This is a genomic window from Ruegeria sp. C11 (assembly GCF_056537725.1).
In genome coordinates this window covers 1-24,323 of the sequence record NZ_JBQFSB010000003.1, presented here as the reverse complement: position 1 = coordinate 24,323, position 24,323 = coordinate 1, and the positions used below count along the sequence as shown (strand labels likewise).

Below are 24,323 nucleotides of genomic sequence, written 5' to 3'. Positions count from 1 at the left end.
ATGATCCAAGCTGATCTGATTGTAATTCTGCCGGAAATCGTTCTGGCGATCTATGCGATGGCGGCGCTGATCGGGGCTGTCTATACCTCGAAGGATGCGCTGGGTCCGCTGTTGGTCTGGACTACTGCTGGCCTTATGGTCTTGCTGTCATTCTGGATCGCAACGCAAGGTGGCGGCACCAAGGTGGCATTCAACGGAATGTTCACTGATGACAGTTTCGCCCGTTTTGCGAAGGTGGCGATCCTGCTTTCCGCAGCAGCGGTTCTGGTGATGAGCCAGGAATACATGGCGCGCCGGGGTCTGTTGCGGTTTGAATACCCCATTCTAATCGCGCTTGCCGCAGTCGGCATGATGATGATGGTCAGCGCCAGCGATTTGATGTCGCTTTACATGGGGCTGGAACTGCAATCGCTGTCACTTTACGTGGTTGCGGCCCTGCGTCGGGACAGTGCCAAATCGACCGAAGCTGGCCTGAAGTATTTTGTGCTTGGCGCGCTCAGCTCGGGCCTGTTGCTCTATGGCGCTTCGCTTGTCTATGGCTTTACCGGCACCACCCTGTTTTCGGGCATCATTCAAACGGTCAATGAGGGAGAGGTTTCTGTTGGCCTGCTCTTTGGCCTGATCTTCCTGATATCAGGTTTGGCCTTCAAAGTATCCGCGGTTCCTTTCCACATGTGGACACCAGATGTTTACGAGGGGTCGCCCACACCGATTACCGCGTTCTTTGCAACCGCGCCGAAGGTCGCCGCGATGGCGTTGTTCGCGCGTGTTCTTCACGACGCCTTTGGCTCTGTTGTCGCGGATTGGCAGCAGGTCATCGTGCTGTTGTCGGTTCTGTCCATGTTCCTTGGCGGTATCGCTGCCATCGGGCAACGGGATATCAAACGGCTTATGGCGTACTCTTCGATTGCGCATATGGGGTATGCCCTGATCGGGTTGGCCGCGGGTACGGAAATGGGCGTCAAGGCGATGCTGCTGTATCTGGCAATCTACATCACAATGAACGTTGGCACCTTCGCCTTTATCCTGATGATGGAGCGCGATGGGCAACCTGTTACCGATATCGACGCGCTGCGTCAGTATTCGCGCCGCGATCCGGGTAAGGCATTGGCGGTTCTGATCCTGATGTTCAGCCTTGCCGGAGTACCTCCGATGTTGGGCTTTTTCGCCAAATTCGGTGTCTGGCAGGCTGGTGTCGATGCGGGCCTAACCGGTCTGGTTATTGCCTCGGCCATCGCCTCAGCCATCGGTGCGTTCTATTACCTGCGGATCGTGTTCTACATGTACTTCGGAGAAGAAAACGAGGATCCGATCGAGACCAACTCATCTCCCGTTCTGTGGGGTGCGCTGATGGGGTCGGCGGCATTGATGCTGTTTGGTGTGTTCTATCAGTTTGGTGTTGAAGGCGCGGCAGCGGCCGCGGCAGCAACGCTTGTCAACTAAGAGAAACCGAAACAACATTTGGGGGGCTCGGTCACATGACCGGGCCTTTTTGACATGAGTGACTGGCCACAGGGGTATGGGCTGCATGTCCTGCAGGAAGTAGACAGCACCTTGAGTGAAGCCGCCCGGATCGCGCCCTCTGCACAAGGTCCAGTGTGGATCATGGCGCACCACCAGACGGCCGCCCGTGGGCGGCGAGGGCGTGCATGGGCGAACCCCAAAGGCAATCTGGCGGCCACATTGCTTTTGCGTCCGGATGGTCCACCGGAGCGTGCGGCGCTGCGCAGTTTTGTGGCTGCACTTGCGTTGTTCGATGCCTGTGTCGCGGTGACCGGGCGCGCTGCGGGGTTGTCGTTGAAATGGCCCAACGATGTTCTGCTGAATGGTGGGAAACTGGCGGGAATTCTGTTGGAGAGCACCGGGCAGGGCAACGGTGTCACCCATCTGGCCATCGGTATCGGTGTCAACTTGACCGAGGCCCCGAGTGTGGACGCGGTTGAACCGGGCGCGGTTCGCCCTGTCTCATTGTTGTCCGAAACCGGAGCGCAGGTCGAGCCAGAGGACTTTCTGACCGAACTGGCCGTCGCATACGACCGCTACGAGGTTCAGTTCAACACCTATGGGTTCGAGCCCATCCGAACCGCGTGGCTGACCCGCGCGGCCCGTCTGGGAGAGGTCATTACCGCCCGAACCGCGGCGTCGGAAACAGTGGGTACGTTCGAAACGGTGGACGCGCTGGGTAACCTTGTCTTAAACACCGTCAAGGGTCGCGTCGGAATTCCCGCCGCGGACGTATATTTCTAAGGGGGCGCAAATGCTTCTGGCCATTGACTGCGGCAATACCAATACGGTGTTCTCGATCTGGGACGGCGAGGAATTTCTGTGCACTCTGCGCACTTCGACCCACCATGCGCGCACCGCGGATGCTTATTTTACCTGGTATTCGACGCTTGTGCGGCACTACGGAATCGACGCGCAGATCACGGATGTCATCATTGCATCAACTGTTCCGCGCGTCGTGTTCAACCTGCGTGTATTCGCGGATCGGTTCTTTGGCTGCCGCCCGCTGGTGGTAGGCAAGCCCGACTGCCTGTTGCCGGTCAATCCGCGCGTGGATGAAGGCACTCATCCCGGACCGGACCGGCTGGCCAATGCGGCGGGGGCTTTCGACCGGCACGGCGGAAACATCGTCGTCGTTGATTTCGGTACAGCGACAAACTTTGATGTAGTTGCCGCTGACGGGGCTTATGTCGGTGGGATTATTGCCCCGGGCGTGAACCTCAGCCTTGAGGCGTTGCATCAAGGGGCTGCAGCCTTGCCCCATATTGACGTCACCCGCCCGGAAAAAGTGATCGGAACAAACACTGTCGGCTGTATTCAGTCCGGCGTCTACTGGGGGCACTCGGGCCTGATCGAGGGGCTGATTTCCCGTATCAAGGCTGAATATGGAATGCCAATGAAGGTGGTCGGAACCGGGGGGCTTGCGCCCTTGTTCGATCAGGCAGATGTAGGTTTCGACGCAATCGAAGACGATCTGACGATGCACGGGCTGACCGTGATTCATCGCTATAACAAGGATAATGGCTCGGAATGAGCAGTGACAGATTGATTTACCTGCCCCTTGGCGGCGCGGGCGAAATTGGCATGAACGCCTATGTATACGGCTATGGCAAACCCGGGAAAGAAAGGCTGATCCTTGTGGATCTGGGTGTTGCATTCTCGGATATGGACACCTCGCCTGGTGTTGATCTGATATTCGCGGATGTCACCTGGTTGAAAGAAAACGCCGATCGGTTGGATGCGATTTTCATTACCCACGCCCACGAGGATCACATAGGCGCGGTGGCGCATTGCTATGACGCACTTAATGTGCCGGTCTATGCGCGCACCTTCACCGCTAATATCGCGCGGCGTAAGATGGAGGAGCATGGCCAGCCGCCCGAGGCCGTTCACACGGTTTCCAGCTGGCCTGAACAGGTTTCCGCAGGGCCCTTCACTGTTGGGTTTCTGCCGGTGTCGCATTCAATCCCTGAAAGCGCTGGTCTGGTCATCGATACCCCGGCCGGGCGTATCGTGCACACCGGTGATTTCAAGCTGGATACGAATCCAGTTGTGGGCGAAGCGTTCGACGCGGAACTATGGGCCGAGGTTGCGAAACCGGGTGTCAAAGCCCTTGTTTGCGACAGTACGAATGTGTTCTCGACCCATCCCGGACGCTCAGAATCCGAGGTCGGGCCAGAGATCGTCAAACTGGTCGAAAGCGCAGCCGGAATGGTTGTTGCCACGACCTTTGCCTCCAATGTCGCACGCGTGAAAACTCTGGCCGAGGCTGGGGAACGGGCAGGGCGGTCTGTCGTATTGTTGGGGCGCGCCATGCGTCGAATGATCGAGGCGGCGACTGAGACAGGCATATTATCCGACTTTCCGCGCGTCATCAGCGCGGAAGAGGCCGTGGACCTTCCGCGACAGAACCTCATGTTGATTGTAACCGGTAGCCAGGGTGAACGGCGCGCCGCCAGCGCGCAACTGGCCCGGGGGAAGTATCGTGGTTTGGAGGTCAAGGAAGGCGATCTGTTTCTGTTTTCGTCCAAGACCATTCCGGGCAACGAGCGCGGCGTGATCCGTATCATGAACCAGTTCAGTGAAAAGGGCGTGGACGTGGTGGACGACAGTTCCGGCCGTTACCACGTTTCAGGTCACGCGAACCGTCCTGATCTGGAAAAAGTTCATGCACTGATTAATCCGCAAATGGTGATCCCGATGCATGGCGAGCATCGCCATCTGCGAGAGCACGTAAAACTGGCCGAAAGCGGCGGGCGTGCCGGAATTCTGGCGGTTAACGGCATGATGCTGGATCTGTCCGGCAATTTGCCTTCTGTTGCCGAATACATAGAAACCGGGCGCACCTATCTGGACGGATCGGTCAAAATCGGTGCGATGGATGGCGTGGTTCGGGATCGCATCCGAGTGGCCTTGAACGGTCATGTGACCATAACGGTTATACTGGATGAAGAAGACGAGCCGTTAGGTGAGCCGTGGTGCGATACGATCGGCCTGCCGGAAATCGGTTCTTCGCGCGCGGCTTTGGTTGAGGTTCTGGAAGAAGATCTGAACCAGTTCCTTATGCGCGCCGGGGCCAAGACGCTGCGTGACGATGACAAGCTTGAGGGGGAACTGCGCCGGATCGCGCGTCAGACGTCGCAAGCAGAGATAGGCAAGAAACCCGAAGTAACGGTGGTTGTGAGTCGCATGCGATAAGGCGGCGCACCAAATGGTGCGCCACATCCTCGCAGGCAGCCCAGTCAGTCCAGTTCTGGCATTGGATAGCCTCTGAGACGCAGGAACAGGCTGGCCTCCTCATTGTTGAGGAAGAATGGGACCGATAGGGGCGGCGCGCGGTCTTTCACGCGCTCGCCAATCTCAGCCAGAACGACTTCGGTAATGAATGGAAGATCGAATTCTCGGGCTTCACTGAGTTTGATCCATTGCAGATGCGATAACTCGTCCGAGGCACGGGCGAAATCGTCAAGATCGCCCTGAATTTCATCCGCATCCACCAGAAAAAAACGGGCGTCAAATCGCCGTGGGCGTCCGGGGGGGGTCAGGGCCCGGAACACAAACTGAAGGGCGTTTGCGGCTGGTTGATAACCCATGTCCGCAAAACCGGTCCAATCCTCGGGGATGTCCCCGGTCCATGAACCACGGCGTCCTAAAATCAGCCCCGTTTCCTCCCATAGCTCTCGGATCGCTGCGACGGCCAAAGCGTCTTGCAAACCATCTTCGGCTTTTTCAGAAAGCCGGTCGAAGCAAACCGATGGAAGCGGCGTAGCCAATGGAATATCTGCATCCGCCGCATCGACGGCGCCACCGGGAAAGACAAATTTGTTGGGCATGAACGCAGCCTTCGCCCCGCGTTGCCCCATCAGAATTGCCGGTTCAGTCATGCGATCACGCAGAACGATCACCGTTGCGGCGTTTCGAATTGCGGTTTTGTCTGTGCTCATTTCCCCTCCTGCCTGTTGAAAGGGGTTAGTCGGATTTTCCGAACCCGTGCATGCGGCGCGCCCATTGATAAGCGACGACAACCCCCTTCAGCCTCGGTAGAAGGTAGAGGGAGAGCGCCAGGCAACCAAGAGCAAAGATCAAAAACAACGTCAGCGGCTCGGGTCGCCAGTGAACGTATGATACGTGCAGAGCAGGGGCCATAAGGTGGCCAACGATCAGGATTGTCAGATATGCTGGCCCATCATCCGCGCGATGGTGGAACAATTCCTGCCCACAATGTACGCACCCGTCATTTACCTTCAGGTAGCTGTGCAGCAGCTTTCCCTTGCCACAGTTCGGGCACCTGCAACGAAATCCTTTGACTATGGCCGGCCATGTGGGGCGCTCGTCCGTTGCCGGTGCGTCGATTGAGTGATCTGTCATAGTGATACTCGCGCGTTGGAATGGGGCGATATTGCACATGTTTGCCGGCGATGGGAATGAGCTTGCAGGGGTGTTGCGTCGTGATGCCGCGAAAATAGAGGTTTCAAAGTCAGTTTCAATAAATCCGGTTTTGGCAAAAAAAGTATTCCAGACGGCGACGGAATTCTGACTGTGCAGCGTTTGAACAGGTAGGAACGGCGGCACAGGGTCGCCGCAATTTGGGGAAATCGCCATGAAACACTCGAGCTTTATTTCGGCAATCGTTCTTTCCGCAGTTGCCTTAACCGGCACCAGCGCATTGGCAATGGGACCGCGAGGCGGGGCGCCGGCATCCTTCGAAGAACTGGACGCCGACGGGAATGGCGAAGTGACAAAGGCAGAACTGGAGGCGCATCGCGCCAGCAGGTTTTCTGATGCGGATACCGATGGTGACGGTAAACTGAGTGTCGAGGAAATGCAGGCGGCCGCGCAGAAAAAGGTAAATGACCGCGTCGCAAAGATGTTCGAACGTCGGGACGCCAACAAAGACGGATTTCTGAGCGAAGATGAAATGCCGAAACCGCGCCGTGCTGACAAGATGTTTGATCGTGTTGATGCAGACGGAAATGGTACCATATCGGAACAGGAATATGCAGATGCACGCGAAAGAATGGGCAAACATCGCAAGAAGCATGGCCAGGGTGGTGCTGACAAGAACTGATGCGGGATGGAGGATCTGATCTCCGTAGCGGATACAACTCGTGGCGGCAGCGCCGCCGCGAGTGAACCCGGTGATGACGAGTTGCTGGAGCAATTCGCGAATGGAGATGGTACAGCAGCGCGTTTGCTAACGGATCGTCTTGGGCCACGCACTTATTCTGTGGCATTGCGTATGCTGGGAAACCGTGCCGAAGCCGAGGATGTGGCGCAAGAGGCGATGATGCGTCTTTGGAGGGTGGCGCCGGACTGGCGGCCGGGACAGGCCAGGATTTCCACCTGGCTATACCGGGTCACGCTGAATTTGTGCGTCGATATCCGGCGAAGGAAGCGACCAGAGTCATTGGATAACGTTCCAGAGCCGCAAGACGCCACCGCAAGCGCCGCCGAACGAATGCAGGAAGCGGCACGAATGGGTGCGCTGGAGGAGGCGTTGGCCCAACTGCCGGATCGGCAAAGACAGGCGGTGATTTTGCGCCACATCGAAGAACTGTCAAATCCGGAAATAGCCGGAATCATGGATGTTTCCGTGGAGGCAGTGGAAAGTCTAACGGCACGTGGCAAGCGTGCTCTGACCGGCATTCTTGCAGATCGCCGAGAAGAACTGGGGTATGACAATGGCTGAGAACGACACCGAACTGGATCGCCTGTTTGCAGCTGCACGGCAAAACCGGAACCACCTGCCGGACGATCTGGCCATTCGCATGATGACTGATGCCGAAGCCGTTCGGCTGGAGCGTTTGAAGCCCAAATCAGCGCCAGCGCAGCGGCTAAGGCGGCGCATACTTGACGCCATCGGTGGTTGGCAGGGACTTGGCGGGTTGGTAGCGGCCAGTGCGGCCGGTGTCTGGATCGGTTTTGCGGCGCCGGGTTTCTTACCCGATCCCGCAAATCTGTGGATGCCGCAGAACACCGTCTTTGTGATCGCGGATATCACTCTGGATGAGGTTTATTCGGAGGATGTGCAATGAGTGAAGAAAGAAAAAAGAAGTTCAGGTGGATGCCGGTGATGCTAGCGGTTTCGCTGGCTTGCAATTTGCTGGTGGTGGGAGTCATCGCCGGAACTGCGCTTCGGTTCCGGGATGGTGGAGGTGTCCGGTTCTCGCAAGGGTTTGGGCCTGCATTGTACCGCGCGCTGCCGGACCAGGACCGGAAAGCGTTCAGATCGGAACTGGCGGATCGCCACAAGCATGGCAAGCGCGGGCGGTCTCAGGATTTGAAGGCTTTGAGTCAGGCATTACGTTCCGTGCCATTCGATGCCGAAGAAGTACAGGTTCTCATTGAAAGCAAGGCGCAAGAGCGGGCAGATGTTCATCAGGCGCTGAACCAAATTTGGCTGGTGCGTGTGACCGAAATGTCAGACGAGGAAAGGTCAGCTTACGCGGATCGTCTGGAAGAGATCATGGCGCGAGGTCACCGCCATGGGAAGAAACGGGATTAAGGTGCTCAGGCAGTGGATCTCAGAAGCCTCCCCGTTTCCTTAACCAATAGTGTCGGTTGTGCAGGCAGGTCCGGGGAGATTTACAATCCCCCGGCGCAATGATGCACGCAAATTGTCGTTCATTGACTTCTTCCTGAGTTGCGCATTCAGTCTCAAGGAAAGCTCTTGTTCGCAGAACGGTCCCTGCATGATTGCATCCGCGCCGCGATCCAACGCTGCGGCGGCCAATTCAATGTTTGCCTCGGTTGACACCGCAATTAACACAGAGTGACGGGTTGTGCTGTGAGACCGAAGGTCAGCCAACACTTTCAACCCTGCACGGTCCGTTCCCAATTCGATAACAGCTGCGTCAGGGGTGGGTGAGGGCAGGTTAGCAAGAAAATCCTGTGCGGAGTGATGAATTAGCGTATGCCGGGTGCCATGCTTCAGCTTGCTCACCCATTTATGTCCGGATTCAACCCCTTGTGTAATAACGACAATTTTGGAAGTGATTTCGGGAGAAATCAGACCGCCAGCAGATTCCGCAAATCCGATTGATCGCGGATGCCCTGTTTCGCGCAAGTCCTTGGTATCCGCACGGGAACGCAGAAGGCTGCGGACACGTGCTAGCAAGAGTTTATCACTGCAGGGCTGAACAAGAATGTCGTCCAGTCCGGCTGACAAGGCCCGTAACCGCGTGTCCTTGTCGCCGTGAGGTGATAGGGCAACGATAGGTACGTCAGCCAGCATTTCGTTTGAGCGGATCAGGTTTTTGACATCTGCGGCTGTCCCGTCGGGCAGATTCAGCGCCGACAGGATCAGGTCAGGCGGTGCCCGCCGCAGCAACGCCCCCAACCCTTCGATCCGTTCGCCCTGAACGACCCTATACCAAGCTGCAGTTAGCTGCACCTTCAGCATGATACGGTTAGTCGTGATCCCGTCCAGGATAAGGATCGTTTGCTGTTCGGACATTGAATTTGCGCCGTGGTTTGCAAGCATTGCCGAAGTGTTTATGACTCTGGTTAACAAACCCTTTCCAAAATACGCTACGGGGCCCGCTTATGTCGATTTCCGCTGATGCCGCCGAAACTCTGGCGCTGAGAATCCTCGGTTGGGTGGTGAGCAATGATGAGTTGCTGCCCGTATTTCTGGGCTCAACCGGCGTTTCCGAAGCGGAATTGCGGGCACGTGTCAACGAATCTGAATTTCTCGCGTCGGTATTGGGATTCTTGATGCTTGACGATTCCTGGGTTGTGGCCTTTTGTGACGCCAATTCTGTGCCCTATGAACTTCCGGCACAGGCACATGCAGTCATGTCCGGCGCGTCGGATATGCACTGGACCTGACACGAAAACCGGAGATACGGGATGCCTATCGAAGCCATTTTATTCGACAAAGATGGCACTTTGTTTGACTTTTCAGCCACCTGGAGTGCGTTTGGACGTTCCTTTCTGCTGCGAGCAGCAAGCGGGGATGAAGCGCAGGCAGCATGGCTGGGAACCAGAATCGGTTTTGATCTGGCGCGCGGAGAATACGCAAGTGACAGCGTGGTGATTGCTGCGCCGGTCGATGAGATTGCCCACGTTTTGCTGCCCCACGTCCCCGGCATGACACATGCCGGTCTGGTCGACATGATCAACGACGAAGCGGCATTGGCCCCACAGGTACCAGCCGTTCCTCTGGCACCCCTGCTGGCCGCCCTCAGAGCCTCAGGCAGAAAACTAGGGGTGGCAACAAATGATGCGCAAGCGCCTGCCATGGCGCATCTGAGTTCGGTAGGAATACAAGAATATTTCGACTTTATTGCCGGATATGACAGCGGCCACGGTGCGAAGCCCGGACCGGGTCAGTTACTGGCATTTGCTGCACATGTAGGTGTTGAACCCGAGCGCATCGCGATGGTCGGGGATAGCCGTCATGACCTGCAGGCCGGGCGAGCTGCCGGGATGACAACGGTTGGCGTACTGACGGGACTTGCCGTTGAAAACGATCTTGCGCCGCTGGCTGATGTCGTCTTGCCGGATATTGGGCACATTCCTGACTGGTTGACGGCAGCCTGACCTAAACAGGAATTTCGGCACTTCATCTGCGGAAAGCGACAAAAGCTGTCGCAGACAGAGCGGCCACAAGCACCTGCTTTGGTCCTTCCTTGTGTTAAGCAAACACAAGAGGACCTCATGGCCGACAATATGACACGCAAGCGCCGCAGCGGTGGTCGGGCTGGCGCCGCTTCCCGAAGGGGAGCGGCCGTTATCGATCAGATGCCTTGGAACCCGCCGGTCAACATTGACAGGCCGGTTGAGCCGCTGGGTCCGGAGGGCATCGAAGCGATCCACGAAGGAGCGATGCACATCCTCGAAGAGATCGGTATCGAATTCTACAATGAGGAAGCGATCGGTATTCTGCGCGAGGCGGGGTGCACCATCAACGGCGACAACGTGCGTATGGGCCGTGACTTTGTGATGGAAATGATTGGAAAGGCCCCCAGCAGCTTTACGATCACCCCCCGCAATCCCGAGCGTACGATCGAAATCGGCGGCAAGACGATGCTGTTTGGCAATGTTTCCTCTCCGCCAAACTATTGGGACATGGAGATTGGAAAAAAGGTACCCGGCACTCGCGAGCAATGCGCCAACCTTTTGAAGCTGACACAATACTTCAACTGTATTCATTTCGCCGGCGGCTATCCGGTTGAGCCGGTGGATATCCATGCCAGCATCCGCCATCTGGATGTGCTGTATGACAAGCTGACCCTGACCGACAAAGCGATGCATGCCTATTGCCTTGGAAAAGAGCGGGTCGAGGATGTGATGGAGATGGTTCGCATTGCCGGTGGCCTGACTCATGAAGAGTTCGAGGCTTCGCCGAGGATGTATTCCAACATCAACTCGACATCCCCGCTGAAGCACGACCACCCGATGATTGACGGGTGTTTGCGGCTTGCGCGGCGCGGTCAGGCCATTGTGGTGACACCGTTCACTTTGGCTGGTGCCATGGCCCCTGTGACGATGGCAGGCGCGGTTGCACAATCGCTGGCTGAAGCTTTGTGCGCAATTGCACTGTTTCAGTACGTCCGGCCCGGAATTCCCTGTGTCATCGGGACATTCACGTCCAATGTCGACATGAAGTCCGGCGCACCAGCCTTCGGTACGCCGGAATATATGCGCTCAACCCAGATGACCGGTCAGATGGCCCGGTTTTACGGTCTGCCAATGCGTTCCTCAGGAGTTTGCGCCGCGAACGTACCAGACGGGCAGGCAATGTGGGAGACATCGAACTCTCTGTGGGCCGCTGTGCAATCCGGTACAAACATGGTCTATCACGCCGCCGGCTGGCTTGAAGGCGGGCTGATTGCCAGCCCTGAGAAATTCATCATGGATTGCGAAATCCTTCAGCAGATTCAAAGGTATATGCAGCCTGAAATCACGGCTACCGGACCCGATGAAATCGCGCTCGATGCGATCAAGGCTGTCGGCAACGACGGACATTTCTTTGGCATTCAGCATACTCAGGACCGCTATACTACGGCTTTCTATCAGCCTTTCCTGAGTGACTGGAAAAACTATGAAGGCTGGGAGGTTGCGGGAGGAATCTGGACCGCTGAACGAGCCCATCACATGTTCAAGGAGATCATTGGAAACTTTGAAGCGCCGCCCATAGACGACGCTATTCGTGAGGAACTGGCCGACTTTGTTGCCCGCAGAAAATCCGAGGGTGGCGCGCCGACGGACTTCTGATCCTTTGTCCCGACCGCTACCTTGGCGGTCGGGTTAAATTCCGGCGTCCGGAATTCGAAAATTGACCTGCTCAGAGATGATTTTCGGAATTTGTTAAGCTTTTCCGGATGAACATTTGCATGGTGGCAATCGGGAACCAACCATGCATGGGCTGATCAACAAGGCAATTCAATCCTTTGTCTGTTCGACACACGGTAGGGCTCGATGGCTGCGTGTGACCGAGGCTGCGGAAATCGGCTTTGCCGAGTTCGAAGCTATGTTGGTTTATGACCATGACGTGTCCTTCGGGGTGCTGGATGCACTGTGTGCCGAGTTGAGGCGAAGCCGCGAGGAAGTTCTTGAAGATCTAGGTACTTTCCTTGTTTCTCACCCAAGTACCGAAGGTTTGCGTCGTCTCCTGAGGTTCGGCGGCCTCACCTACATCGAGTTTCTACATTCCCTTGATGACTTGGCTGATCGCGCTCAACTGGCCGTTTCGGACCTGAAACTGCCGCCACTGGAGCTTTCGGAACTGGGCTCGGCGGAATTCAAGCTGACGTGTCACCCAGGTTTGCCCGGATTTTCCAGCGTGATGGTTGGCGTTTTGCGTGCAATGGCTGATGACTACGGCGCTCTGGTTATTTTGTCTCATGATAGCGGTCTGGATGGGGCGGACGTTATCTTGATAACCCTGGTAGAAAGTACCTTTGCCAAGGGGCGCCACTTTGATTTGGGGGCTCGGGCAACATGATTGGGATCGACGATCTTGGACGGTTGCTGACGACACTTTGTCCAATGTTCGTGGTGCTCGATGAACGTGGAGAAATTCAGAACGTAGGCCCAACGTTGCAAAAGCTGCGCCCGGCGCAGCCAATGCCTGGGCGAAATTTTCTTGAGTTGTTCGAAATACTTCGTCCGAGGGATGTAAAGACGGCTCAGGCGCTTTTGACCTCTTCGGGTACCAAGCTTAAGCTGCGGTTTCGGGATCAGCCAAGAACAACGTTGAAAGGAGTGATAGAGGCCATTCCAAACGGATCAGGCGCCGTCGTCAATATGTCGTTCGGGATATCGATCCTTGATGCGGTTCGGGATTATGAACTTACCAGCGCCGATTTTTCAGGCACTGATCTGGCAATCGAGCTTCTTTATCTAGTCGAGGCAAAATCCGCAGCGATGGAAGCGTCTCGTACTCTGAACAAGCGCTTGCAGGGGGCCATGCTAGCCGCCGAAGAGCAGGCTTTTACAGATACATTGACCGGCCTCAAGAACCGTCGTGCAGCCGACCAGATACTTGATCATCTGTCAGCCTCACAGACGCCTTTTGCGCTCATGCACCTTGATCTGGATTTTTTTAAGTCGGTGAACGACCGATTGGGGCATGCTGCAGGCGATCACGTGCTGCGGCAGGTAGCACGCGCAATGGTCGAAGAGATTCGGAATGACGATACGGCCGCCCGGGTCGGGGGAGACGAGTTTGTTCTTATATTCAAGAATCTCACAGACAGGCAAATACTGGAAGGGATTGCCGGGCGTCTCATAGACCGGCTGCAAAGGCCGATCCCATTCGAAGGGCATGATTGCCGGATTTCCGCCAGCATAGGAACAGCGCTTTCCACGCAGTTCTCCAGAACAGATGCAGACGAAATATTGAATGCGGCTGATCTGGCGTTGTACGAAGCCAAAAGGACTGGCAGGGCCTGCCATAGGTTCTTCGATACGGTTCATGCTTCTCCGAATTTCGAGGGCGTACTGACTTCGGGGGAGTGTGAACACTCTGCGGATATATGCCGGAATTCACCAGACACGACTGGGTGAATTGCGAGATTGAAGGGCCAAAGCATAAGAATAGATTCGCCAGGGCCCCACGAAATATGGCAGAATTGATGTGTATTGAGTCCATTCGGATATTTTAGGCCAGGGCATTGCCTGACCCGGATAAAGTGAGGTTTCATCATGTTCGCAAAATACCTGTGTACTACCGTCATCGCCGCAAGTCTTTGCGCTATTCCCGCCGAAGAAACACAAGCCGACGAGGCTGCAGCATTCATCGGGGGCGCATTGCTTGGTGGGCTGGTCGTGAATGAGGTCCACAAGAACAAGCAGCGAAAGCAACAAGCTACGCGGCAATCCACGTCAAAAAGCTACTCTTCCGGCATTTCATCGGCACAGCGCCAGCAGAACCGCGAAGTACAGACGGCACTGAATTATTTTAGCTACAACGTCGGAGGCGTCGATGGTGTGCTTGGCAGAAATAGCCGCGCAGCCATTTCCCGCTTTCAGGCCGATATGGGATACCCGGCCGACGGTTACCTGAACGACAACGAGCGGGCGTTTCTGGTGAATTCCTATCAGCGCGCTTTGGCCAGCGCACATGTACCGCCATACAATCAAATCCTCGCCAGTCAGGGCCAGGCCGGGCTGTTGCGGACTTATAGGAACGAACAGTTGGGGATCGTGACGCCTCAGACACCGCAGGCGGCGCATTCGCAAGGCCAGCTAGCCTACGCACAGCCGCAAGGTCAGTCGGCCACAGTACCGCAATTAGGGGGAACTACACCGCTGGCTACTGCACCTGCTTCGACGCAGCCTCAGGGTCAGCTTGCGGCCCTGCCACAAGTGGGTGGAGATCAAGGCAGCGTTCAGACCACTGCCGCACGTGCTGATACTGGCGGCCAATTGCCCGCATTCGCGTTTGCTCCGACAGGAACGTCGGCTGTGAAACTATGCAATGATACGAGTATCCTGACCGCATCGAATACCGAAACACCCGAGGCACTGGCCAAAAGTAATCCTGAACTGGCACTGAATCAGCAGTTCTGTCAGGCGCGCATCCAGTCAATTGCAGAGGCAAACCGCCTGGAGGAAGGTGTGCCCAACATGACAGCACCGCAGATCGAACAACAGTGCGAGCAACTGACCAAGGCGGTATCCCCTTACATTCAGGGTATTTCTACGGAAGCAGCGGATAGCGTGATCGCCGCAACTTCGACTTTCCTGCAGCAATCCGGTCAGCCGATGAACCAGTTGATATCGGGTGGCGAGATTTGCCTGGGTGTTGGCTATCGTACCGATAACGGAGAAATGGCGATGGCTTCGGCTGCATTGCTGACCGCCGCGGGCGAGCAGGGATATGGTGAACTGGTCAGCCATCAATTGCGCGAAGGTATCGGCGCAACCAAGGCAACCGGTGCTGAGGCATCGGAATGGATGCAACTGGCGCTGAACGCGGCGGAAAGCGGAAATGCAATTCCGGGGCAAACGCCGGAACGCATTGCGGTTCTCAAGGCTGCATCCGGGCCGGGTGGCAGCGCGTCAACGTCGAGCATTCCGGTATTTCAAACCTCGACCGGGGACTGATTTATCGGCATCCGAAGACGAACTGTTGGGTTAATGATCAAGGCCGTCGAAAGGCGGCCTTGATCCATTGTATGATTGGTTTGTCAGGAGTGCTCGGAGCAACCAAAGTGACGACTTAGCTGCATCGCAATGTGTTTTGGGATTTGGGGTAGCTCGCTGAGCGTCGGCAAAACAACCCCTGAAAAATCTGCACGTTGCAGCTCATCCGGGACATCTTCGGAGACGTGGCCACCAGCGCAGGCAAAGAATGGTAGGCAGAGTGTTTTGGGTCCGGTATCTTGGGCGGCTTCGGAAATGGATGGTGCTTCTTCTACGAACCCTATTCGAGCGGACTTGAACTCCAGATAGTGGCTCAGCGCCGCTGCAAACTCTCGGGTGACTGACGAAGGATTCTTGCTTCGGCCAGAACCATGTGCCGCAATGACAAGGGTCGTTTCAACTGAGTCCCAGTGCAACCTATCCAATTCCTCGCGAAGTGTTTGCGCAACAAGTTCAGGCAGCGCCGGGTCAATTCCCAGGGGATCAAGAACTCGCAACGGACGCTCTCCGAGGCGCTTGGGCAACGCACCGGTCACAAACCAGCCTTTGGCCATAAAAAGTGGATATATCACCGTATCACTGGGCAGCGAGGTCAGCACCTCTTCCAGCCGTCCCGGTGCCGCTAGAGTAGCGGAATGAACAGACACATCCCCGGCAGCTGCGTCCACTTTTCTGGCGAATTCGGACAGCGCGATTTCGGCCGTTTCAGGATCAGACGGTTGGCCATGGGCAACTATCACCGCGTGGGGCATTTTGGACTCCGGGTTGGGTATGTCGAACGATGTCGCAAGGGTTGGCAATGTCAATAAATGATTGGAACAGGGCTATCTACGGTCCGAGGACAGCAAGCCACATCCAAACTGAAAGGATTGAAACCCCGGTTCCTATTAGAACCGACGACGCGGCCACCCGTTTGGCCCGTCCATAGATATTGGCAAAAATGTAGGCGTTAAAGCCGGGTGCCATGGCGGCGTTCAGTACCCCGGAGCGGAAAAGATCCTGTGGCAGACCGGCGGTTTTGCCAAAGATCCAGACAAGGCATGGGTGCAACAAGAGTGATACGCCGCACACATATGCGATTGTGCGAAGGTCACCTTCGGGCCGGTATTGCACAAGCACACCGCCAAGAGCGAAAAGCGCACCGGGTAGCGCCGCCCGTGTTATCAGCCCAAGCGCGTCATCTACTACAACAGGCAGGGACATGCCTGACAGATTTACAACGAATCCCAGACCGATGCCGATGATCAGTGCGTTTTTGAACATCGCGGTCAGGACAGATCGGACCATGCGACGGCCGCCGTGGCCACGATTCCGAATAACCTCCATTACCGTGATGCCAACGCCGTAACAAAAGGGCGAGTGAAAGGCGATGATTGCATAATTGCCGGTCAGGTTGTCGGGGCCGTAGGCGCGCTCGGTAATGGGAAGTCCCAACAGGACTGAATTTGAAAACAGGCAACAGAACCCGATTGCAACGCAGTCTTCCCAATCCCGCCGAAAAATCAACCGCGCCCCGGCCATCCCCGCAAGGAAGCATAAGGCGGCTGCGGTGTAAAAGCTGGCCAGAAGGCGTGGATCAAAGCTGGTGCTGAGATCGAGATTTGCGATGGCACGAAACAGAAGGCAGGGAATGGCGAAGCCCTGAGTGAACTTCATCAACCCATCAACGTGGACTTCTTTGAAATACCCCGTTCGGGTTGCACCATAGCCTGCACCGATCACAAGAAAGACAGGCAAAATGACGTCGATCAGGCTTTGTATCATGGTGCCACCCGGTCAAATTTGACGGGAGGGGGTATCTGAAGTTGCCGCAGCAGAGTCAGGCCCTACAGCCCATGTCGGATCACCATGCCGTCATAGGCAGGCGTAATATGATCCGGGGTTTCCGCGTCGACCGTGACATAATCGAGATCGATATGCATGTTCGTCAGAACGGCGCGTTTCGGTTGCAATTCGTCGATCCAGCCCAGTGTTTTTTCAAGATGGGCATGTGTGGGATGTGGCGAGCGGCGCAAAGCATCGATTATCAGGCAGTCGAGATCCCTAAGTTCTGCCCAGGAGGCGTCATAAAGTTCTGCAACATCAGGTAGGTACACCAAGTTATTCATCCTGAAGCCCAATGAATCAATCGACCCGTGATTGACCTTGAAAGGCCGGAACGGAATGGGGCCGCCGGGGCCATCCACTTCGAACGGACCATCAATCGTCTTTAGGTCAAGGATCGGTGGATACGGTGACCCTTCCGGCTGGATAAACGCATAGCCAAACCGGCTTAGCAGTGCGTTTTGCGTGTCCCCATCTGCCCAGACCGGAATACGCGCGCGCATGTTGAATACGATCATACGCAGGTCGTCGATACCGTGAACGTGGTCTGCATGGGAATGAGTATAAACCACGCCATCTAGACGCCCGGTATCTGCATCAAGCAACTGGCTGCGCATGTCGGGCGTGGTATCGATCAGAACTGTTGTCGTCCCATCCGGGCCATCGCGCTCGACCAGCATCGAGCAGCGGCGGCGGGTATTTCTAGGATTCTCGGGATCGCAATCCCCCCAATGCCCGCCCAGTCGCGGCACACCGCCCGACGATCCGCAGCCGAGTATGGTGCAACGCAACTCTCCGGTCATGCGGCGACCTTGTAGGTTGCGGCCTTATTGAAAAGCCGGTCGAAATTGGCCTGAGTGCGGGCTGCAAACTCAGCATATTCCATATCAAACACCTCGGCCCCCTTGCGTGCTGTATGCGCCGTATAAGCCGGTTCGTTTCGTTTGCCGCGAAAGGGTGGTGGCGCCAGATACGGCGCGTCGGTTTCGACCAGAATGCGATCAATCGGTGCGGCTGCAAAGATATCGCGCAGTTCCTGGCTTTTGGGGAAGGCCGCGATGCCTGACATTGACAAGTAGAAACCAAGATCCAAAGCGGCTTTGGCCAATTCAGCCGAGGACGAGAAACAGTGCATCACGCAGGAGTACGGCGCGTTGCGATATTCGTCTGCCAGAATGCGGGCCATATCGTCATCGGCCGCTCTGGAGTGGATGATCAACGGCAGGCCCGTACGTTGGGCGGCTTCTATGTGAATACGCAGCGACTGCTTTTGCGTTTCTGCGCTGTCGCTGGTGTAGTGATAATCCAGCCCGGTTTCTCCGATCCCCACGAATTTCGGATGGCGGGCCAGTGCAACCAGTTCATCGACGGTTGCCATGGGTTCATCAGCCGCGCTCATCGGGTGGGTTCCGGCGGCGTAGAAAACCGGCTCATGGGTTTCGGCGATGGCGCGAACCGTTGGTTCGTTGCGCAAGCGGGTGCAAATCGTCACCATGCGCGTCACGCCTGCATTGGCGGCGTGGGTGACGATATCGTCCAACTGGCCCTCGAAATCCGGAAAATCCAGATGGCAATGGCTATCGGTGATTTCCGGAGTTGTTGTGCTGTCGCTCATCTGCTCTGACCGGCGGTTTCCTGTAACTTGAACATCGTATCTAGGACCAGCGCCGCAGGGTCAAGGTTCACCGCCTGCCCATGGCGCACACGCGCTGTGATCAGGGCGGCCACCTCGGCCCATTGGCGGGCTTGTTGGGGCGAAGCTGAGAGGCGGGCCAGCGTTTCAGCTTCGTTTTCGGCGGCCTCGGGCTGTGGTGGGGTTCCCACGGCACCCGTCACGGCCAGTCGGGACAAGGCCACATCAATCAGGGTCAGCAAAAGTTCGAAGCGGTCCGCAGCGCCACGCTGCGCCGATGCCTCGGCCAATGCCAGTGCGCGCTGGCGATCAAGACGGGGCAGGGAGCCCAGAATGGCGACAAGCTCGGTATAAATTTCCAACCCGCCCAGATTGAGCAATCGGATCGCATCGCCGACCGACCCCGCAGCGAGCGCATTCAGATGATCGGTATTTTCAGGAGTTGGCGTACCCGTTTGCGCCAGAGCGGCCTGCATGTCGTCAGTACTCAAAGGCGACAACCGCAAGGTTCGGCAGCGCGACCTGATGGTCGGCAAAAGCCGTGAGGGTTGATGCGATACCAGCAAAAGCGTTGTTCGTGCCGGAGGTTCCTCAAGCATTTTTAGTAGGGCATTGGCGGCACTGACATTCATCTCGTCTGCGGCGTCGACTATGACGACCCGTCGGCCGCCATCCGCAGAGGATAAGCCGAAAAACCGCCCGAGTTTACGGATATCGTCCACGACGATTTCATTCCGTAGCTTTCCCTGATCATTGAGTGAGCGGGTAATAGCAGCCAGACCGGGTTCCGCGCCAGCCAACATCCGGCTCAGGACAGGATGGTCAGAGGCGATATCAAGTGACGTGGGCGGTGGGGGCGAACCGAATAACCCATCTTCTTCGGCGGGAGGTGTCGCCAGCAAAAAACCGGCAATGCGCCATGCCAGTGTGGCCTTTCCCACACCGCGCGGACCGGTCAAAAGCCATCCGTGATGCAAACGGTTCGAATTGTACGCGGCCAGAAATGCCTGTTCTGCGGCGTCCTGACCGAACAACCTGGGAGTTTCACGTGGGTGGGGCGCGCCGGGCGCCTGATCCGGGGTTGGGGTTTCGTCACTCATCCGCGTTTATCGCAATTCCTGCATCACGATATCTGTCACATCAGCGGCAACGCTGTCCATGTCACGGTTGCCGTCGACGACCCTGAACCGATCCGAAAACTCCTGGGCTAGCGACAGGAAACCGGCGCGCATCTGACGTTGCAGGTCCGGGCCGAAATCCTCGAACCGTTCTTCGGCCCCCTGTCGCCCCTTCGCACGCGAAAGGCCGGTATCCGGGTCCATATCGATGAGCAGCGTCAAATCCGGCTCCCGCCCGATAATCAGGGAATGCAACTGATCGACCACCCCTCGCAAATCTCCGCGTGAAAGCCCCTGATACATGCGGGTGCTGTCGGCAAACCGATCACAGATCACCACTTTTCCCTCAGCCAATGCAGGTTCGATTGTCCGTTCCAGATGGTCGCGGCGGGCCGCGGTGAACAGCAGCAGCTCGGTCTCGGCGGACCAGCGGTCAGGATCGCCTTCGAGCACAAGCCGCCGTATTTCCTCGGCACCCGGAGAGCCTCCGGGTTCTCGGGTCAGAATCACGTCTCGACCGAGGGATTGCAAATGATCGGCCAAACGCCGCGCCTGTGTTGATTTTCCTGAACCGTCGATGCCTTCGAACGTCAGAAACAGTCCGGGCTTAGTCACATGGCCTCCAGCGGGCGGTTGATTACGTCTTTCAGCACAATACCCGCAACAGTCATCATTCTTACGACAAATCCACCAAGTGCGACATCTTCAGCCGCAACCAGCGGACGACGGATTTCAGGCAATCCTTCAGGTTTGATTACCAGTTCCGCCAGCTGCTGACCCCTGGTTACCGGGGCGTTAATCGGACCCTGATAGACCACCTCGGCTTCAATGTCCTTGGCGCCAAGGACCGGAAACAAAAGGTTCAGATCCTGTTCCGGAACCAAGCCTACCGATTGTTGGGCACCCATCCAGATTTCCGCTTGGGCAATTGGGGTTTCTTCGGTTGCGACGGTCTTCTCGACAAAATTTCGAAACGACCAGTTAACCACGGCCTCAGCCTCCTCTGCGCGGCGGGCGGTGCTGTCCAATCCTGACAAAACAAAGATGACCCTGCGGTCGCCTTGCTTGGCCGATCCGACCAGCCCATATCCGGCTTCGTTGGTGTGGCCGGTTTTTAGCCCATCCGCGCCGATATCCAGCTTTAGCAACGGGTTCCGGTTGCGGGCATTAGACGGTGCGCGGCCATCAAATGCGAACTCCTCTTCGGCAAAGAGCGGATAGTATTCGGGAAAATCGGCAATCAGGTGGTCCGCCAGTATGGCCAGATCGTGAACGGACATCATATGTCCGGCGGCAGGCCAGCCATTGGAATTCGCGAAGTTGGAGTTGTTCATCCCCATCTGCTGTGCGCGTTGCGTCATGTATCGGGCAAAGCCGGCTTCGGTGCCATCGGGGCTCAGCGCTTCGGCGATCACGACACATGCGTCATTGCCGGACAAAACAATAATGCCGCGTAGCAAATCCTCGACACGAACCCGGTCCTGAGTGTTCAGGAACATGGTCGAGCCGCCATAACTCATCGCGTGTTCGGAAACCGGCAGCTTTTCATCCAGTGTCAGGCGCCCGTCGCGCAGTGCTTCGAAGGCCACGTACAACGTCATCAACTTGGACATCGACGCCGGCGGTAGGGGTTGGTCCGCATCCTTTGACAGTAAAACCGTACCGGTTGTCTGATCCAGAACATAAGCAGCCCGGGCCGATGTGTCGAAGGCCTGAACGGGAAGCGCGAGAAGCGCAAAGCCGGCGGCCAGAGCAGTTTTTCGCAGCGAGGACAACATTGGAGACCTCCTTCTTAGTTCTTCACAACATAGGCGTCGGCAAACCCGATTTCTGCCATTTTGGCACGAATCTCGTTGCGCTCCGCCCGGTTCTGAGCCGGGCCAGCAAGCACGCGCCAGATTGTTTTGTCATCGTTGGACAGTGGAAGGACCTCGGCCGGTAGGCCTGCTTTGCGTACCTTGTCCGCAGCCGCGTTTGCGTTGGCCTCGACGTTGAAGGTGCCGACCTGAACATACGGTTTGGACAAAGACGACGTTTTTGATGCGCTTGCAGATGTACTAGCCGCTGTTTCAGTGGGCTGAACAGAAGGGTCCGAAGCTTCGATCGCGGCTGCCGCACCGGCAATGGGGTCAAGCTTTGTTTCGGTTATCTCGCCCTTGGTTTCTTTTTGCCACCACCTTTTCTTTTTTATCGGTTGCTCTGTCACAGATGCCGGTTCCAAGGAGGCATCCGCTGCTTCGATGACCGTCTTCGCAGGTTCGTCGGCCTCTGCAGTTGCCGCGTTGGCTGCTGCCGTTGCAGCCGCAGCTGTACCCGCAACAACGGCACTGTCCGGCTCTTTCTTCTGCCACCACTTCCGTTTGGCTGGTTTTTCTACTTCAGAGTCTTCTGCATTCAGCTCGTCCGACACAGCGGAGGCCGAAGCTTCAGTGACCGTATCTGTGTCAGCTGCTTCCTCGGTGGATGGTGTTTCCTTGACCGGTTCAGGTGTTTCTTCTACGGTTTCCCGACGCAGCGCGACAACGTGGATGCTGGTAGGTGCGCCCGCCAGCATTCCAAGCTTTTCTGCAGCGGCCGAAGACACCTGCAATCGTGGGCCGGGCAAGTCGCGTTCGCGCCGGAACAGTGCCCCGACAGTGGACTTGCCATTGGAGGTGTTCCGGATGGTTACCCGCTCGGGGTCAGTTACATCCGGATGAGCAACCCATATCCCGCCCAAAGACGGGCGGCCATCCCAAAGACCGGCCTCGGTCAGTTCGAAAACTTCGGGTGCCTCGACATCACGATCCGCTGACTTTTTTGCATTAGGCTGAGATGCCGGGGGCTCTGTTCCCTTGGACGTACCGAAGGCGGAACCTGCTCCTTCCTCACAACCTGCCAATGCAAGAACTGCCACTGCCACAACTGACAGCCTGAACGACCCCACGCGTGTCTCTGTCGCTCGCTTCATTTTGTCATCCCTTGCCTGATACGGGCCATTTTTCCTGCCCAGCCGTCGGTCGGCAGGTTCTGCAACCAGCCTCGTACGGTCTTTGACCGGATCATAACGTGGGCGTTTGACTATGGAAAGCCCGCTGCTTTTTCCTCGGCAAGATTTCCCTCTTTAGGCTTGCCACCGGACAGACTTGGCCTTAGACCCTGCCTGCGTCGGGGAGGTGGCAGAGTGGTCGAATGCGGCGGTCTTGAAAACCGTTGGGCGTGAGAGCGTCCCCAGGGTTCGAATCCCTGTCTCCCCGCCACTCATACCTGTCTCACTTCAGTTGTGTTTTCTGAACCGGAATTGTGCCGCGATTTCCGAGGGTTGGCGCATGCGCTTTCAGTCAGAGACGGAGCAGACCGTACACACAGAGCACGATTAAAGCCCCAGTCTCAGTGCTGCATTTTGGCGGGGTCGCTTTGGGTTGAATTTCCCTGACAACCAGAAGTTTACAGGGAATTTTCGTGAAACGGGTCTAGAGTCCGGAATTTCACATGTCAGAACCGCATGTTTTTCAGCGGCTTATGCCAGGAATTCCCTGGAAAGTGGAACAGGGAATTTTCTCGTGCGAACAGGGAATTGTTCAGCCGGATCAGGGAGTGCGAACGGGTATCAGGGAGGTCGGATTTGGAGGTGTCAAAAACCGAACAGGCGTTCCTGTTTGACCCAATCAAGTGGGTAGGTAACGCTGACCAAACGCTTGAGTGTTAGTTCTGGGGGCTGGGTGCCGTCGAGAATCGCGGCCTGAATCTTCGGTGAGAGAAAGGCGAACTGAGCGCGGGTGCGGATGAAGGCGCCGGGGAGATTTTCCCGCCGCGCATTCTCCATCAGTTGAACTCCGGCTTTCAGATCACGGGCCGTGTCATGGGCGCGCATCAGCATAGACTGGAGGTGGGGATCGGGTTGGGGCGCAGTGTTTCCGTCGATGACCTTGGCCTCGACGCCGCGGCGGCGCAGATCGAAGGATGCCGTGATGATTGTAAGATCTGGGGTCAGTTGGTTCGCGGCGATGCCGAGCGCCCTGGCTGGCAGCGTTCAAACGGGAACTGCAGTCCTTTCCACGCGGACGCAACGACGATCAGGTCGACAGCTTTTTCCATTTTCTGAACTGGTCAAAGGGCGTTGGATTCCATGGGCGCTGGGGCGCAATCATCAGATCAACATCGATCACCGGGAGCGCAATCGCGAGAGGGTCGGGCTACGGTAGGAACTCGGAGTAAAGCTTGAAGACGCATCAAGTAGTGCTTCAATGGTGGTCACTTCTATCTACCCCGCGAGCGGTCCCAATGGCCGCTCACAACCGCAAACCAGTCCTTTGACCATAGCTCTCCGATGTCCGCTTAGAGCCCTTACCAGACTTTCATCGCACTTTGAGGCTTCGCTCGTGCAACAAGTTGCAAACCGCACATTCCGGACGTTCAAAATCTGGCGCCAGATGGCAGATGGGCGGACCGAGACGCCATTCGTAATTTCTCAACGAGCGGCCGGTTTGCGCGCATCGCTACCGCAGCAAAAAACAGCAAGGGCGGGAAGTGATCGTTCTGATCGACGCCAAAGTTTGCGACAGAGCCAGAATTTCACCTGATCCTCCCCCTCTGAAGTGGTCCGCCGTTATGGTTAAGAAAATGGAGGAACCACATGGCGAACAAGCGACCGAAGCCGGAAGAGATTG

General features: G+C 56.7%; 27 protein-coding genes and 1 tRNA gene. 16 read left to right on the top strand and 12 right to left on the bottom strand.

Going from position 1 to position 24,323, the window contains the following annotated elements:
• From nuoN to ACR0NA_RS06070, 4 genes are read left to right on the top strand one after another with little or no spacing between them, the layout of a single operon-like run.
• The gene (gene nuoN / locus ACR0NA_RS06085; protein ID WP_480727047.1) at positions 1–1,443 is read left to right on the top strand and encodes an NADH-quinone oxidoreductase subunit NuoN; all 1,443 of its coding nucleotides are present in this window, start codon (positions 1–3) and stop codon (positions 1,441–1,443) included.
• Positions 1,444–1,497: 54 nt separating this feature from the next.
• Complete coding sequence (locus tag ACR0NA_RS06080) at positions 1,498–2,247, top strand: biotin--[acetyl-CoA-carboxylase] ligase (protein ID WP_480727045.1); 750 nt, start codon at positions 1,498–1,500, stop codon at positions 2,245–2,247.
• A gap of 10 nt (positions 2,248–2,257) precedes the next feature.
• The gene (locus ACR0NA_RS06075; RefSeq protein ID WP_170650669.1) at positions 2,258–3,037 is read left to right on the top strand and encodes a type III pantothenate kinase; all 780 of its coding nucleotides are present in this window, start codon (positions 2,258–2,260) and stop codon (positions 3,035–3,037) included.
• Positions 3,034–4,701, top strand: a complete 1,668-nt coding sequence (locus tag ACR0NA_RS06070) for a ribonuclease J (protein ID WP_480727042.1) — start codon at positions 3,034–3,036, stop codon at positions 4,699–4,701. The genes ACR0NA_RS06075 and ACR0NA_RS06070 overlap by 4 nt, the downstream gene beginning before the upstream one ends.
• A gap of 44 nt (positions 4,702–4,745) precedes the next feature.
• On the opposite strand, the gene ACR0NA_RS06065 is transcribed toward ACR0NA_RS06070, so the two are convergent.
• Together ACR0NA_RS06065 and ACR0NA_RS06060 are read right to left on the bottom strand one after the other, a co-directional pair.
• Positions 4,746–5,447 (bottom strand): NUDIX hydrolase, encoded by a 702-nt coding sequence (locus ACR0NA_RS06065; RefSeq protein WP_480727040.1) that lies wholly within the window; start codon positions 5,445–5,447, stop codon positions 4,746–4,748.
• A gap of 25 nt (positions 5,448–5,472) precedes the next feature.
• A complete protein-coding gene (locus ACR0NA_RS06060; protein ID WP_480727038.1) occupies positions 5,473–5,871 on the bottom strand; it encodes a DUF983 domain-containing protein in 399 nt (132 codons plus the stop codon).
• A 37-nt stretch (positions 5,872–5,908) separates the two neighbouring features.
• On the opposite strand from ACR0NA_RS06060, the gene ACR0NA_RS06055 reads away from it, so the two are divergent.
• The 5 genes from ACR0NA_RS06055 to ACR0NA_RS06035 all read left to right on the top strand — a co-directional run bounded on the left by ACR0NA_RS06055 (position 5,909) and on the right by ACR0NA_RS06035 (position 8,008).
• A complete protein-coding gene (locus tag ACR0NA_RS06055) occupies positions 5,909–6,040 on the top strand; it encodes a hypothetical protein (RefSeq protein WP_480727037.1) in 132 nt (43 codons plus the stop codon).
• Between the two features lie 63 nt (positions 6,041–6,103).
• Positions 6,104–6,571, top strand: a complete 468-nt coding sequence (locus ACR0NA_RS06050) for an EF-hand domain-containing protein (protein WP_480727035.1) — start codon at positions 6,104–6,106, stop codon at positions 6,569–6,571.
• Positions 6,572–6,577: 6 nt separating this feature from the next.
• Entirely contained in the window at positions 6,578–7,192 is a 615-nt protein-coding gene (locus ACR0NA_RS06045) for an RNA polymerase sigma factor (protein WP_480727033.1), read from the top strand.
• Positions 7,185–7,538 (top strand): hypothetical protein, encoded by a 354-nt coding sequence (locus ACR0NA_RS06040; RefSeq protein WP_480727031.1) that lies wholly within the window; start codon positions 7,185–7,187, stop codon positions 7,536–7,538. Before ACR0NA_RS06045 ends, ACR0NA_RS06040 begins: the two co-directional genes overlap by 8 nt.
• Positions 7,535–8,008, top strand: coding sequence for a periplasmic heavy metal sensor (locus ACR0NA_RS06035; protein WP_480727029.1), 474 nt, complete (start codon positions 7,535–7,537; stop codon positions 8,006–8,008). Before ACR0NA_RS06040 ends, ACR0NA_RS06035 begins: the two co-directional genes overlap by 4 nt.
• Before the next feature lie 39 nt (positions 8,009–8,047).
• Here the strand turns inward: ACR0NA_RS06035 and ACR0NA_RS06030 are convergent, their stop codons facing one another.
• Positions 8,048–8,959: a response regulator gene (locus ACR0NA_RS06030; RefSeq protein WP_480727028.1), complete on the bottom strand. Its 912-nt coding sequence runs from the start codon at positions 8,957–8,959 to the stop codon at positions 8,048–8,050.
• Between the two features lie 89 nt (positions 8,960–9,048).
• Here ACR0NA_RS06030 and ACR0NA_RS06025 point away from each other — a divergent pair, with 89 nt between their 5' ends.
• The 6 genes from ACR0NA_RS06025 (at position 9,049) to ACR0NA_RS06000 (ending at position 15,060) form a co-directional block, all read left to right on the top strand.
• A complete protein-coding gene (locus ACR0NA_RS06025; RefSeq protein ID WP_480727026.1) occupies positions 9,049–9,333 on the top strand; it encodes a DUF3572 domain-containing protein in 285 nt (94 codons plus the stop codon).
• Positions 9,334–9,354: 21 nt separating this feature from the next.
• The gene (locus tag ACR0NA_RS06020; protein ID WP_480727023.1) at positions 9,355–10,047 is read left to right on the top strand and encodes an HAD family hydrolase; all 693 of its coding nucleotides are present in this window, start codon (positions 9,355–9,357) and stop codon (positions 10,045–10,047) included.
• A gap of 117 nt (positions 10,048–10,164) precedes the next feature.
• Positions 10,165–11,724 carry a trimethylamine methyltransferase family protein gene (locus ACR0NA_RS06015; RefSeq protein ID WP_480727020.1) on the top strand — a complete coding sequence of 520 codons (1,560 nt, stop codon included), beginning with the start codon at positions 10,165–10,167 and terminating at the stop codon, positions 11,722–11,724.
• 142 nt (positions 11,725–11,866) lie between these two features.
• Positions 11,867–12,454, top strand: a complete 588-nt coding sequence (locus tag ACR0NA_RS06010) for a heme NO-binding domain-containing protein (protein WP_480727017.1) — start codon at positions 11,867–11,869, stop codon at positions 12,452–12,454.
• On the top strand, positions 12,451–13,518 hold the full coding sequence (locus tag ACR0NA_RS06005; protein ID WP_480727015.1) for a diguanylate cyclase domain-containing protein: 1,068 nt from the start codon (positions 12,451–12,453) through the stop codon (positions 13,516–13,518). The genes ACR0NA_RS06010 and ACR0NA_RS06005 overlap by 4 nt, the downstream gene beginning before the upstream one ends.
• Before the next feature lie 138 nt (positions 13,519–13,656).
• Positions 13,657–15,060 carry a peptidoglycan-binding domain-containing protein gene (locus tag ACR0NA_RS06000; protein WP_480727012.1) on the top strand — a complete coding sequence of 468 codons (1,404 nt, stop codon included), beginning with the start codon at positions 13,657–13,659 and terminating at the stop codon, positions 15,058–15,060.
• A gap of 83 nt (positions 15,061–15,143) precedes the next feature.
• On the opposite strand, the gene ACR0NA_RS05995 is transcribed toward ACR0NA_RS06000, so the two are convergent.
• The 8 genes from ACR0NA_RS05995 to ACR0NA_RS05960 all read right to left on the bottom strand — a co-directional run bounded on the left by ACR0NA_RS05995 (position 15,144) and on the right by ACR0NA_RS05960 (position 22,624).
• Positions 15,144–15,851: a CbiX/SirB N-terminal domain-containing protein gene (locus ACR0NA_RS05995; protein WP_480727010.1), complete on the bottom strand. Its 708-nt coding sequence runs from the start codon at positions 15,849–15,851 to the stop codon at positions 15,144–15,146.
• 76 nt (positions 15,852–15,927) lie between these two features.
• Positions 15,928–16,863 (bottom strand): AEC family transporter, encoded by a 936-nt coding sequence (locus ACR0NA_RS05990; RefSeq protein ID WP_480727007.1) that lies wholly within the window; start codon positions 16,861–16,863, stop codon positions 15,928–15,930.
• A 62-nt stretch (positions 16,864–16,925) separates the two neighbouring features.
• Positions 16,926–17,726 (bottom strand): MBL fold metallo-hydrolase, encoded by an 801-nt coding sequence (locus ACR0NA_RS05985; RefSeq protein ID WP_170650652.1) that lies wholly within the window; start codon positions 17,724–17,726, stop codon positions 16,926–16,928.
• Positions 17,723–18,538, bottom strand: coding sequence for a TatD family hydrolase (locus ACR0NA_RS05980; protein ID WP_480727004.1), 816 nt, complete (start codon positions 18,536–18,538; stop codon positions 17,723–17,725). Before ACR0NA_RS05980 ends, ACR0NA_RS05985 begins: the two co-directional genes overlap by 4 nt.
• Positions 18,535–19,656 (bottom strand): DNA polymerase III subunit delta', encoded by a 1,122-nt coding sequence (locus ACR0NA_RS05975; RefSeq protein ID WP_480727002.1) that lies wholly within the window; start codon positions 19,654–19,656, stop codon positions 18,535–18,537. The genes ACR0NA_RS05980 and ACR0NA_RS05975 overlap by 4 nt, the downstream gene beginning before the upstream one ends.
• Positions 19,657–19,662: 6 nt before the next feature.
• Positions 19,663–20,289 carry a dTMP kinase gene (tmk, locus tag ACR0NA_RS05970; protein ID WP_480727000.1) on the bottom strand — a complete coding sequence of 209 codons (627 nt, stop codon included), beginning with the start codon at positions 20,287–20,289 and terminating at the stop codon, positions 19,663–19,665.
• Positions 20,286–21,452: a D-alanyl-D-alanine carboxypeptidase family protein gene (locus ACR0NA_RS05965; protein WP_480448991.1), complete on the bottom strand. Its 1,167-nt coding sequence runs from the start codon at positions 21,450–21,452 to the stop codon at positions 20,286–20,288. The genes tmk and ACR0NA_RS05965 overlap by 4 nt, the downstream gene beginning before the upstream one ends.
• A gap of 14 nt (positions 21,453–21,466) precedes the next feature.
• Positions 21,467–22,624 (bottom strand): SPOR domain-containing protein, encoded by a 1,158-nt coding sequence (locus ACR0NA_RS05960; protein WP_480726997.1) that lies wholly within the window; start codon positions 22,622–22,624, stop codon positions 21,467–21,469.
• Positions 22,625–22,823: 199 nt separating this feature from the next.
• Between ACR0NA_RS05960 and ACR0NA_RS05955 the strand changes: the two genes are divergently transcribed.
• Positions 22,824–22,913: transfer RNA gene (locus tag ACR0NA_RS05955), tRNA-Ser, on the top strand.
• Between the two features lie 374 nt (positions 22,914–23,287).
• Here the strand turns inward: ACR0NA_RS05955 and ACR0NA_RS05950 are convergent.
• Positions 23,288–23,533: a hypothetical protein gene (locus tag ACR0NA_RS05950; RefSeq protein ID WP_480726995.1), complete on the bottom strand. Its 246-nt coding sequence runs from the start codon at positions 23,531–23,533 to the stop codon at positions 23,288–23,290.
• Positions 23,534–24,323: the final 790 nt, after the last annotated feature.